Source organism: Salmonella sp. SAL00653 (assembly GCF_046552515.1).
Taxonomy (GTDB): Bacteria; Pseudomonadota; Gammaproteobacteria; order Enterobacterales; family Enterobacteriaceae; genus Salmonella; species Salmonella enterica.
Map to the genome: position 1 here is coordinate 1 of NZ_JBGDTY010000021.1, position 12,247 is coordinate 12,247.

Consider the following 12,247-nt stretch of genomic DNA (forward strand, 5'->3'; position numbering starts at 1 on the left):
GCTGTGTCAGCCGACGCCGCGCTGGCTGATGCCTCCCCGGCTTTTGTGGTCGCCGTACCTGCGCTGCTCTCCGCAGACGCTGCGGATGAGGCCGCCTGTGTGGCTGATGCGTCTGCCGCTCCGGCTGCACTAGCTGCTGCCGTGGCGCTTTCCGCTGCCTGACCTGCTGATGTCTGCGCCTGTTCAGATGCCTGCCCTGCGGTAGTGGCATTCCGCGACGCCTCCGATGCCTGGCGGGCAACTTCCTCCACCATCGCTTCAAAACGCCGCAGCGCCTCCGGGCGGACGTCGTCTTCCGTCATGGCCCCCAGAAAATCATTCAGGGTGCCCGGCTTTGAATCATCGTAGACCGTAATAACTCCGGCATGTGACGGGGGATACCCTTCCACCAGGAGTGTGACAGTGTACTGCCCCTGATCCACATCCATGCTGTAACGCCCGGCTTCATCCGGATTTTCCGATGCCACCGTATTCACGACCACCGTCGTACTGGTCCGGCTGGCTTTCAGCTGAATGGTGCAGTTCTGTACCGGCGTTCCCGTACCATCTTTCAGTACGCCGGAAATAAGTACTGGCATATTACCTCCATAAAAAAGCCCGCCCGCAGGCAGGCTTCAGATTCATTCACGTCTCAGCACTGATTATCCGGGTCACGTAAATATGCCGGCAGCGAACACTGGACGCTCCGCGTGATTGTTTTTCCCTTTGCCTCGCGGTGCTGTTTCTGCCCACGGTCGGTGCCGGTATAAATCCGGGTCTGGTTTTCAATATTGCTGTTGCCGCTTCCTCTTCCGTTATCGGCAACGGCAGCAGTGGAAAATAAAACGGACAGGGAAAGCCCTGCCGCCAGAGAAATTACGCGCGACATAGTCATATTTGTTCCTCGTTAAACGAAAGGGACCGGAAATCCGGTCAGTTTGTGAAGTTGCTCCCCGACCGGGAAACCATCACCAGCGGCCAGACGGAAGCAGACGTGGTGTACTGCCCACGGACCCTCAGAGAGACGCTGATATCCACGACAGGTGAAGTGGTGTAGACCGAAAAGACAACGGTCTGATACATGGCCGGAAGCCCTGCGGTATACGGCATAACCTCCCCCGTTTTCACCTGGCCGTTAATATTTATCGTGACTGTGATGGCACCGGAGCCACCGTTACGCTCACAGTTAGCCATCACCGTGATGGTTTTCCCTATCTGATAGGTGGCGCTGTCGGTATACCGTGTTGAGGTGCTGCGTTCGTCGTTCGTCGCCCTGATGCTCACGCCCTGCATGACTTTTGAGCCGCAGATATCACCGACAAACTCTCTCGCTTCTATCACGCCAGAAAACTTACCGGAGGTGGCATTGATTTCTCCCGTAAACGAGCCAGACACAGCGTTAATATGCCCGCTGATATCCGCATTTTTCGCAGTCAGCTTTCCATCCGGCGTCAGGGAAAATGCCGGAGGATTCCCGCCACTGGTAATGGTCGGCGCGCTCAGATATTTCAGAAACACCTCGTTCATGATTATCTGGTCGCCCTGCATGACGAATCCGGGCGTCTCGTTTCCGTTTGCCGGGTTAATATAAGCAATGCGATCCGCCGCCACCAGGAACTGGCTTATCTTCCCGTCAGGCGTGTCTTCCATGCTCAGTCCAAGTCCGGCCACATAATATTTGCCGTCTTTGGTCTGCTCTATTTTGACGCCCCACATGGCGTTCCATTTATCGTTAGCGTCCTGCCACTCCTTCGAAAACTGCTGCAGTTTGCTGGCGTTATCCTCCGTCAGTTCTACTTTTTCCAGCAGCTCCTTACCCAGGTGACTTTCAGTTATCTGCCCTTTGAAAAAATCCAGATAGCCTGCGGCATCGTTGCTGGCCTGCCCGGTCGCCTCCACGAATGCGGATTTACCGACCTGATTTACCGCCCGGATATAAAAATAGTAATCCCTGCCGGGCCTGATATTCACGCTGGCCGCTATCCAGTACAGCGCTGTTCCCAGATATCGTGTGGCGTTTTCCACCTGATGGATATCCGTAATCCGTGCGTCTGAAAACCAGAACTCATACTGCACCGTCGGGTCGTATACCGCCTGACGCGGTGTGGCTGTAATCTGGAAATAGCCAGGGGTAAGCTCGATAAATGATGGTGCCGCCGGCGCGGAGATGCTGAACTGTGTGCTGGCCGGGTCTCCCTGTTGTCCCTGGCTGTTCACCGCCCTGACGGACAGGGTGTAGTGCCCAGACGTCAGCCCCCGGAACCGGTACTGCGTATCCGGCGTTCCTGCGCTGCTTACCAGCCGGTCACTGCCATCTTCCGCCGCCACGTTCAGGCGCAACGAAAAAGAGACGCCCTTAACGACTCGCGGTGTGTCCCAGCGCGCCAGTACCTGATACTGTCCCTCCTCCGCCAGAATTTCTGTGGTCAGATGCTGTATCGCCGGGGGAACGGTGCCGTGAATCGTTCCGGGCTGCGGGTCGAACGATGCCCCGTTGTCCACGATGGACTCTTTTTCCGGCACATGCTGTACGGCGGTGATGGCATACGTTCCGTCGTCGTTTTCCCGGATAGCCACACACCGGAAGAGACGCTGGCGCAGCGACGGCAGTTTCAGCCCCCAGACGCTGTATTCCGCCACACCGTCCGGTATCCTGCTGACCTGAACCTGCACACCGTCGGTAACAGACTGCACGTCCACGCTGACCGGCAAGCCTTCGCCATCCACCAGGCTTATCAGCGTGGTGCCGGACGACGGCAGGGTAATCGCCCTGTCAAGGGTCAGAATGCGACGGTCGCGGTCAACGGACAGAATCCGCCCGCCCAGACTGATGCCGGCATAATCTTCGTCGCAAACCTCAATCACATCACCAGGAACGTGGCGCAACCCCTCCGCCCCCACACTAAAATCAACCGTCTGGGTTTCCAGCAGCTCCGTTTTTATCAGCCACAGCCCGGCGCGGTGCGCCTGCCCGCGACTGGTACAGCCAAACGCATCCATTTTTACCAGATTGCGTCCGTAGTGACTGATGGCGACCGTGTCTTCCACCAGTTCCGTGGACGTCTGCCAGCCATTATCAGGGTCAGTCCAGTTCACCTCTACCGCATTATGGCGGTCCTTCCTCGCACTGAAGCTGTAACGGAACGGTGTACCCTCATCCGGCATCACCACATTGCTGCGGGTATAGGTCCAGACTGTATCCGATGGCCTGTCCTGCACGAAGGTCAGCCTCTGCCCGTTCCACACCGGCATACAACGCATGGCGGAGCAGAAGTCGGTCAGCACATCCCACGCCTTACGCTGCTGCGCCAGATACGCATTAAAGGTCATACGCGGCTCTGTCCCGCCGAATCCGTCAGGGACCATCTGGTCGCAGTACTGGCCTATTGCATACAGCGCCCACCTGTCCACGTCCGCCGCGCCGATTCGCTGTCCCATGCCATAACGGGGATGTGTCAGCACATCCCATAGACACCACGCCGGACTATTGCTGTATGCAGGCTTGAACGTGCCGTCCCAGATGCCGCTGTAAGTTCGCGCTACCGGATCGTAATTCGACGGCACCTGAATAATCCGCCCGAAAAAATGGTAATTTCGCGTCACCTGCTGGCTGCCGAACTGCTCAGACTCCACCTGCAGGCCAATCACGGCAGTGTTGGGATAGCGCTGCCGGACATCAATAATCTCGGTATACGACGACCAGACCGTGTTGTTCTGTAACTGGTCAGTGGTACTGTCTGCCGTCACACGTACCATCCGGATACCGAATGGCCGGGGAGGGAGATTATCCACTATCACCGAGGCCAGATACTGTGTGGTTGTTTTCCCGGTAATCGTAATTTCTTTTTCCACCACCCACTGACCATAGCGCTCAAGATGGATTTGCAGTCTGACGGATGTCGGATTACGGTCGCCCTTGCTGTTGGCCTCCACCAGTGACTGCACGCCGAACGTAAAACGCAGGCGGTCAATATTTGCAGCCGTGATGGTCCTGGTCACCGGATTGTCGTGTCTGACCTGTACACCAAGCACCGTCTCGGCGCCGGACGATTCAAATCCCTCCAGCGGGGTCTGTTCCTGCTCACCGACGCGGTATACCACCTTCACGCCGTGGATATTCGTGTTACCGTCGCGGTCCACCACCGGCGTCTGGTTTACCAGAACACTTTGCAGACCGTTCACCGGGCCTTCTATCGGTCCCTCGCTGATGGCATCGATGACGCTCAGCAGCTGCGTGGATTTCAGGTTATCCGGTGCCTCGCGGGGCGTATGCCCTTTTCCGCCGCCCTTTCCCATTTATTAACCCCATAAAACGACAAAACCGCCCGGAGGCGGTTCTGTCTGAATCTGTTCTGTTGTCAGCGGCCAATCACTACAACCTGACCACCATCGCCTTCATCAGCGGTACTGACTTCCTGGGAAATCACGCGTGACCCCACCTGCATCTCGCCGTACAGCACCGGCAACGTGTTACCGTTGGCAACCATGTTATCCAGCGACGAGAAATACGTGTTCTGCCTGCCGTTATCGGTCTGCCTCATTTCGGACATTTTGGGTTTTGGTGCCAGCATCTGCGCCACACCACCCAGAATCATCGACGCCCCGGTCATATACATGCCGGATATCGCCGCCGCCCCCAGCCAGCCTGCCGGGTTCCACCAGGCAACAGCAATCAGCGCCGCACCAAGCACCGCCTGAAACACCCCGCCAGATTTGGCCCCGGCCAGACGCGGCACAATATGAATCACCGCGCCAGGCGGCAGCGGATCATGCAGGCTGGTTGTCAGGGTATCAGCCGTAACATCGTCTCCGGCTATGCGTACCTGATACCAGCCGTCGTTCAGTTTCTGCCGGAGACCTGGCAACTGTACCGCCAGTGCCCGGACAGCTTCAGCACCACTGGCTACCTGCAGGCTGACGCGGCGGCAAAATCGTTGCAGATCCCCGTAAAGGCAAATTCGCGCCATGCCCGGTGTCGCCAGATGGAGTGCGTGCGTCGTTGCCATTTGTCGGTATACCTCTCACGTTTACTCAGTTGTTCAGGAATATGGTGCAGCAGCTCTCCGTCGCCGCAGTAAATCGCTGCGTGGTTCGGAACGGAGGAGCCAAAGCAGCAAATCAGCACGTCGCCGGGCTGCGCACTGGCTGCGCTGACACGGTAAAATCCCGTCGTCTCCAGATTATCCAGATAGAGATTGTCACCATGCCGCCACCAGTCGTCGTCCCGGTGAAAATCCGGCATATCAATCCCCGCCAGATGATAGGCATCACGGAACAGCGTGTAACAGTCAAAAACCCCATGTTTAAACTGTCGTCCGGTCAGGTGTGGCACACAGCGGAATTTATGTACCTGGCCGGCGCATACCAGCCACCACGGCAGGTCACTTTGAACCTGCAGCCTGCGATCCACATCGCTCAGATACGGCTGGCCGCCAGGATGGCTGTGAACCAGCGCCACAATATCCCCCTGCGTTTCAGCCCTCAGCCAGTCCTCCGGCGCCATACGGAAATAATCCTCCGGCGCGGCAGAAATATTCACACAGGGGAGATACCGTTCTCCCGCCTGTGTTCTCACCACGAAGCCGCACGACTCCGCAGGCGCACACCGTCGGGCGTGCGCCAGAATATCCTGTTCTTTCATGATGATTTACTGTGAAAGTTTATTAATGGAGAGGAAACCGCCAAAGTTTCCGGTATTGTTACGCAGGGCGCATCCCCGGGCGCAGCGGCTGCAGGCATCTTTTGCCGGATCGGCGGTAGGATTATCAAATTCATCTGCGGCAGCTGGTCCCGTATAACCGCATTCGTCAGAGCGGTATATCCATGTACAGGTATTGGCCAGCATAATTCGCCCGGGGAAGACACATCCGTCCGTTTCAGTCGGTGTTGCCAGGACAAATGTCGCACTTACCGCCGTCAGATCACTGCACTGCTCGATCACCCATCGGCTTACGGATTCCTGCTCCGGGTCAGCATCCTGGTTGCCGTTTTGAAAATTCACGGCATCGAGAAACCGGGCATATACTATCCTGCGGATGACCGTCGCCCCAACCAGGCTATGCAAATCCTCCACCATTCCGGTCACCATACCGTAAAGATTGGATACCTTCAGTGACGGGCGCGCAGCTGCGCCTTTGCCGTTCATTTCAAATCCGCAACCGTCTACAGGATAAACGTCATATTTCCGTCCCTGCCAGGTAACCGCCTCCCCCTTTTCATTCGCCTCGTTACAAAAAAAATAACGATCACCGCCAGACTGTGTCAGATCGATTTCCCACAAAGTGATCCTGGCGGACTGCGCCAGTTTAGCGGCTTCGTTCAGCGTATCCTGCGAAATGTCCTGCATCACTCCTCCTCAGATAACAACCTGTTCAAAAGTCGTGGTCACAGTCACCCAAAGAGAGCCAACGCTAATCGACCATTTGCGGCAAATCACCCGAATTTGTGTCCAGGTATAAGGCGGTGTCCAGAGAAAGGATTTCACTCCACCGTGGCGGGATAAAAATGCCTCAAGGTTCTGATGTTCTCCCTTACGAATCCGGACCGTTACGTTATACTTCGCCAGATGGTTGTTCAGCCCGGCTGGACGCCGTTGTTCATACCCGTCACCCAGTTTTATGGAGGTGACTTTTGGTTCTGATTCCACTGTCATATCAGGGCGGATCTTCCAGTTAAATGTTTCCATTGTTATCGCCCTCCTCCAGCAATACCCCCGTCACGCGACTGCTGTTGCCAGAAATCAATGGCGGCTTTTTTTCCAATGTTATATACGGCCTGTAATGCCTGCGGACCAATCTGTCCGTTGCCGGCGTCGTTGTGGATTTCAATGTTGTACTCAGGCGCAAACATCGCCATCCCTCCTGAACCGGCTGCCACGACACCCAGCTTACCGTCTGCACCACGACGAAGTGGTAATATTGCCTCCGGTCCTGCCTCGCCCATCACCCCGGCACCTTTGGCAAAAGCAAAAAATGTCGGGCGATTAACAATGCTGCCGCTGTATCGGCTCAGTTCAGAAGACTGATAAACTCCACCAGTCGCATTGGCTGTCACACCAAATCCCAGAGCAGATCCGATTCCCTTTACAGCCTGCATCATTGCCATACGTGCTGAAATTTTTGCCAGATCTGACACGATGGATGCGGTGAAAGATTTAAAGTTTAGTTTTCCAGTGGTAACGAACGTCGCCAGCCCGTTGCCCATACTGTTGAATGCCGATGTGAACATTTGCTCCGTTGCGCCCGCCACGTTGCTGCCCTGCGCCATAAAGTTATCCAGCGCACGCGACGCCCCCAGAGTCCAGTCTCCCTGCGCAGCGTCCACTTTCGAATTGTAATCCGCCCACTCAGCCAGCCGGCGATTGAGACTGCCCTTCAGCGCCTGCTCAGCCTGACGATATTCGTCAGAACCGTATGTCCCCTTTGCCTTACTGTCGCGCTTAAGCTGCTCCAGTTGTTCCTGGTAGCGCTGCTGAATTTTCAGACGCTCTTCGTACCGACCTCGTTGCTGATCGCCCATACCCATTGTGGCCAGCGCCATTGCGTGCTGCTGCCTGACGCGGGATTCTTCGTCAGCGAGCTGGCTGGTTAATGTGAGCGTCTTTTTCTTCAGTTCATTAAGGGCATTCTGGTGTTGCAAATCCTGTTGTGAGATATCCAGCTTCTGTAGCGCAAGCGCAATTTCATCCTTATGTGCCAGTACGCTTTGTTCATCCGCCGTCAGTTTTTTACCGGACAAATCAGCGATGCGCTGCTGAAATGACAAAAGCTGCTTATGCGCTTCCGTCATTTTTTCGGTCGTGGAAAGCTTCGCGGCGGCAATCTGCCCTTCAGTCTGCGCCTGTTGCTGGCTGTACTGCAAAAGCAGTCGCCTGGCCTCGTCGTTGTGGTAAGTCTTTGGCTTTTTCGCCTGTTGTGACAACGCCTTTTTATGACGTTCATTTTCGCGCTCCAGTGCGGCATTGCGTACAGCAGCATCGGCATACTGCATGGCGGTAATGCGCGCCACCTCCCGTTGGTGCCGCAGGGATTCAGTTTCATTATCCCGGTTCAGCGCGGCGTTCTGCTCGTTCCGACGTTTCTGCGTTTCCTGATAATTACGCTCTGCCTGCGCCTTCGCATCCAGCAGGTCCTTCTGGCGTTTCTGTTCCTGAAGTTCGTTCAGTTGCTGCTGATCGTATTCAGTCTGGGAGGAAGACACCGTCCAGGGCGTTTTTCTGTCGCGCGCGATTTTTTCCTGCAGTGTCGCGATCTTTTCATCGAGCGTGTCTTCCCGCCCGATATCCAGCATCCGATCCCATGCCCACTTCGCCGCATCACCGACAGCATTCCATGCTCTTTCAATCCAACCCAGATTGTCGTGTACGTCCCCCATCCGCTTATTCATTTCTTCCGAATACGCGGACATGGCAATTTTCGCGGCATCAGCCACTCTTCCCTGCTCGCCCAGTACCCTGATTTGTTCAAGCTGGGTGGCTGTCAGAAAATGCAGTGTCCTGTCCAGTTCTTTCGCCGCATTCACCGGATCATCCCGCAGGCGTTTAAACTGGCGGATGGTTTCATCCACTGATTGTCCCACGTTTTCCTGCATTCTGGTCGCGGTACGGGATACCATTGCCACTGCCTGCCCGGTAAACGCTCCGCTACCGACCACCTGTGCCAGCACGCCTGCAGCATCGTGCTGCGTGACGCCATTTCCGGCGAGCGACTTCGCCATCGCATTAAGCTGGCCTGTGTTTTTTCCGGCATAACTCCCGGTCAGAATAAGCTGTTTATTGAACGTCTCGCTTTCTTTAGCTCCTTCATAGTAGGCCTTGCCCAGCCCGTAAACAGCAGCAGCCACGCCGCCAACCAGCCCGCCGAGCATCATGCCCTTCGGAGACATCAGTTGTTCGATCCACCCGGCGCGGTTAGCGAGCGTGATACCACTTCCCCGCAGTGCCCCGAAATTCCCACGGGCCAGCTCACCAGCCAGCACGCCCAGTTCACGACGGGCAGCAGCGCTTTTCAGTCCTAGCGTATGGGTGGCAGTTCCGGTACGCTCCAGTTTACGGATATAAATATCTGCGGCGCTGCTGACACCCAGTTCAGCCGCCTTCACCCGCAGCAGCTCGGTACGGGAGAGGCCCTGTACCGTCGTCTGCTCTTTCAGGCGGCGTATAAACTGTGCTTTTTTCTGCGTGGCCAGCGCTTCGGCATCGGTAAGCTCACGGGTCTTCCTGGCGGTTTCAGACACCAGCGCCAGATAATCGCCCTGTGAGATATCTCCGCGTCCTTTCGCCTGTCGTACCTGCGCCTGGATACGCTGCAGCTCCTGCAGACCACCGCTTAACTGTTTTACACTGTCAATCTGGCGGTAAAAAGCAGCACTTGTCCTGTCCTGTGCTGCCGCCACAGCCGCTGACTGCGCCTGTTCCTCACGCAGTTTCCTTCCCAGTGCCTCCACCCGCTGTCGCGTCTGATCCACATCCGCCGCCAGACGCGTACTGGCCGCTGCGCTTTTCTCCACAGCGGAACTGTACGCGGTACTGCTGGCAGTCACCTGCTCCAGACCGGCGGACGTCCGGCGCGTCGCCTCCGTCTGCTTATCCAGAAAACGCTGCATCCGGGCCGCTGAACGTTCTGAGTCACCAGCCGCATCGTTCAGCAATTTTTTAATGCGCGGAACTTCGTTTCGGAACTCTGCGCTGTCGATACTTAAATCAATGACCAGGTTCGCTATCTGGTCCATAGCGGACACCTCCGGTAATACCTTCGCCCAGGATCATCAGTTCATCATCCGTTTTTTCGTGCAACGACTCAGGATCAGTGATCAGGCTGAACATTTCTGCATCGTGATGCGTGCCTGTAACCAGTCCGGAAATCAGCGATTTCAGCGTTGCAAACTCCGCATCCAGCAACATGTCACTGAAGCTGTTCTTCACGAAATGCTCCGCCCACTCACCCAGCTCTGTCGCACTCATTTCCGCCAGCATCTGCCGCCAGTCTGGTCGCCGGAACTCACGCGCGAGCCGCATCACAAACGCCAGCTCCCGGTTCAGGACTTTTCCGGCGTGGTCGTGTCCTTTTCACTCCCGCTGTCGTCTTCCTGCGATGCCGGAAGACGCATACCACTCAGGGAAAGAACCATATCAGCGCCACGTCCCAGCGCCTCATAAGACCATTCCAGTCTGACGGACTCATACAGAGCGCGGGCCTCCTCCTCTTTTTTGCTCTCACACAGGGAGCGGGATACCAGCCATGCATTAATATCCACCCCCATCTGCATAAATTCTGTCTGACGCTCTGCTTCCGTCAGGGTTTCAGGCTGTGCGTCATAGTCTGCCGTCCGCTGCTGAATAAACTTCAGATAATCCACACGTTGCAGGGCAGAAAGCTCACTGAGCACGATGGAATGCCCACCGTAGTTAAAGGTGTCTGTATTGAGAAACATGATGATTTTCCATAGAAGCCCCGGAACCGGGGCGGACTGATAAGAGAGGGTTATGACGCCGTCACTGTCACTGCTGCCACCGCGACAAGACTGCCGTCACTGCTGATGCCAACAATATTCACGCTGCCCGCCTTCACGCCTTTAACCGTGGCCACATTATCCTTCAGCGTGACGGTGGCGATCAGCGGATCGGCGGTCGCAACCTGCAGCGTTTTATCTGACGCGTTATCAGGTTTTACCGTAAATGTCAGCGTGGTGGTGGCTCCGGCAGCCACCGTGGCACTGGCCGGCGCAACAGTCACTCCGGATACGCTGACTACGTCAGGTGTATCCTCCTCCGCAAGAGAAGGACGCCCGACGCCGGTGATTTTTACGCTGCGTGTCATCACCTCTTTGGACGTCACGGTTTTACCCAGTGAACTCAGCCAGCCGCGGAACACATCAACCGTCCCGTTAGGATACCTGATACGGAAGGCGCGAACTTCGCCGGTGTCAAACAGCTCAACCAGTTTTTTCTGTCCGGTCTCACCGGGTTTCCAGGCCAGCGTGGCCGTGGTGTCACCGACGCTTTTCTGCCCCTGCGTAGTGCTTTTCCAGTCGGCATTTTCATCATCAAGATAGTCATCGTCTTCCGCATCTGCACTCATTTCTCCGGGCTGCAGATCCTTAATACCTGCCAGTCGCAGCCAGTCATCATCAGCCAGTGGATTTTTAAACGCATCGCCGCTGCCGGTATACAGCCAGAATGTGGTTCCGGCGCCTTTCGTTTTTACCAGTGGGTTTGGTGTTCCCATCATATCCTCCTCAGTTGGTATAGGTGATCCGGTAAGTAATTTCTGCCATCCCCCACGTTGCCATTTCGCTGTCACGCTGGTAGTCATAACCCAGCGGGGTCATGGTATCGATAAGGCGCTCCAGACCACTAACCTCTTCCAGCGCAGGAAAGATTTTTTCTTCCATCCAGATATCAAGCTCTGTATCAGGAGCCTGAGCCCTCAGAAAAACTGCCGTATGGAGAGTAGCCTGCCAGTCATCCTCATCGGTCATAAGGCCTGTATACTGTGCGTCTGTCAGCCAGACAGCTATTGCGGGTAAATCTTCCTGTTCTACGAAAGCAGGAAGTCCATCAAAAAGAGTGACAGGTGCGCCAGTCACGGATTCCAGCTTTTCCAGAACGGCCCGGCGGATTAATGTGTGTTTGCTCATCGTGAAAGATAAAGCCTCAGTTGTTGTTTCAGGGCATACCCCAATTGCTTCGGTATTTCCTCGTCAATCAAGCTTTGTGTGGCGCTTTCGAATGCCTGAGTCAATGGTCCGGAAAGAGGAATTTTCACTACATCAATTGGATAACGGTTTTTCCCGTTAACGCGTCGCATAACATGCCAGCGTCCGTTAGCCAGTTGCTGAATAAAGGCATCCCGGAACAGATATGGCCCGATTTTCAGCACACTTCCACGATACAGCAGTTTGCCCCTCCGTTTGCTCATCCTGACCTGTGCAGCGCCCAACTTTATGGCGGGAAGGTTTCCCCGGTTAATCCGTATCCGGGCAGAGCGTTTACCGTCTGTACCGGCTTTAAATAACCTCACCCTCTGGCGAACCAGCTTCAGCGGAAGTCCTCTTACCTGGTTATCTCCGGCGACAGTCTCCCGCGCCACCTTACGGGTTGCCACTGAAACAGCTTTCTGCGCCACGCGATTCACAGCCCAGATACTGGCCCGGGGAACCATCTGTCGGTCAAGGCTGTTCAGATTCCGGATCGCATTTTCAAGCCCTTTCATCAGAATGCCTCCGGGAAACCCCGGCCTTCAGGCCGGGGAGGAAAGGAGGCGGTTTT

Annotated in this window: 13 protein-coding genes; all 13 read right to left on the reverse strand. The window is 55.8% G+C overall.

Annotated elements, in window-relative coordinates; all coding sequences use genetic code 11:
• Positions 1-578, reverse strand: a 578-nt coding sequence (locus ACLJRU_RS20620) for a prophage tail fiber N-terminal domain-containing protein (protein ID WP_410957044.1), incomplete at its 3' end; no start/stop codon positions are given.
• Positions 579-631: 53 nt separating this feature from the next.
• Entirely contained in the window at positions 632-874 is a 243-nt protein-coding gene (locus ACLJRU_RS20625; protein ID WP_000178849.1) for a hypothetical protein, read from the reverse strand.
• A gap of 38 nt (positions 875-912) precedes the next feature.
• Positions 913-4,275, reverse strand: a complete 3,363-nt coding sequence (locus ACLJRU_RS20630) for a host specificity protein J (RefSeq protein ID WP_023234884.1) — start codon at positions 4,273-4,275, stop codon at positions 913-915.
• Positions 4,276-4,337: 62 nt separating this feature from the next.
• On the reverse strand, positions 4,338-4,985 hold the full coding sequence (locus ACLJRU_RS20635; RefSeq protein ID WP_023236538.1) for a tail assembly protein: 648 nt from the start codon (positions 4,983-4,985) through the stop codon (positions 4,338-4,340).
• The gene (locus ACLJRU_RS20640; protein ID WP_000662740.1) at positions 4,883-5,620 is read right to left on the reverse strand and encodes a C40 family peptidase; all 738 of its coding nucleotides are present in this window, start codon (positions 5,618-5,620) and stop codon (positions 4,883-4,885) included. Before ACLJRU_RS20640 ends, ACLJRU_RS20635 begins: the two co-directional genes overlap by 103 nt.
• Positions 5,621-5,626: 6 nt before the next feature.
• Complete coding sequence (locus ACLJRU_RS20645; protein ID WP_001539790.1) at positions 5,627-6,325, reverse strand: phage minor tail protein L; 699 nt, start codon at positions 6,323-6,325, stop codon at positions 5,627-5,629.
• A gap of 9 nt (positions 6,326-6,334) precedes the next feature.
• Positions 6,335-6,664, reverse strand: a complete 330-nt coding sequence (locus ACLJRU_RS20650; protein ID WP_000447370.1) for a phage tail protein — start codon at positions 6,662-6,664, stop codon at positions 6,335-6,337.
• 2 nt (positions 6,665-6,666) lie between these two features.
• On the reverse strand, positions 6,667-9,708 hold the full coding sequence (locus ACLJRU_RS20655) for a phage tail tape measure protein (protein ID WP_001539789.1): 3,042 nt from the start codon (positions 9,706-9,708) through the stop codon (positions 6,667-6,669).
• Positions 9,680-10,018: a phage tail assembly protein T gene (locus ACLJRU_RS20660; RefSeq protein WP_077905885.1), complete on the reverse strand. Its 339-nt coding sequence runs from the start codon at positions 10,016-10,018 to the stop codon at positions 9,680-9,682. The genes ACLJRU_RS20655 and ACLJRU_RS20660 overlap by 29 nt, the downstream gene beginning before the upstream one ends.
• Complete coding sequence (gpG, locus tag ACLJRU_RS20665; protein WP_000479607.1) at positions 10,015-10,410, reverse strand: phage tail assembly chaperone G; 396 nt, start codon at positions 10,408-10,410, stop codon at positions 10,015-10,017. The genes ACLJRU_RS20660 and gpG overlap by 4 nt, the downstream gene beginning before the upstream one ends.
• 50 nt (positions 10,411-10,460) lie before the next feature.
• Complete coding sequence (locus ACLJRU_RS20670; RefSeq protein WP_000971954.1) at positions 10,461-11,207, reverse strand: phage tail tube protein; 747 nt, start codon at positions 11,205-11,207, stop codon at positions 10,461-10,463.
• 7 nt (positions 11,208-11,214) lie between these two features.
• Positions 11,215-11,616 (reverse strand): phage minor tail U family protein, encoded by a 402-nt coding sequence (locus ACLJRU_RS20675; RefSeq protein ID WP_000033885.1) that lies wholly within the window; start codon positions 11,614-11,616, stop codon positions 11,215-11,217.
• Entirely contained in the window at positions 11,613-12,191 is a 579-nt protein-coding gene (locus tag ACLJRU_RS20680) for a phage tail protein (protein WP_000677089.1), read from the reverse strand. The genes ACLJRU_RS20675 and ACLJRU_RS20680 overlap by 4 nt, the downstream gene beginning before the upstream one ends.
• Between the last annotated feature and the right edge of the window lie 56 nt (positions 12,192-12,247).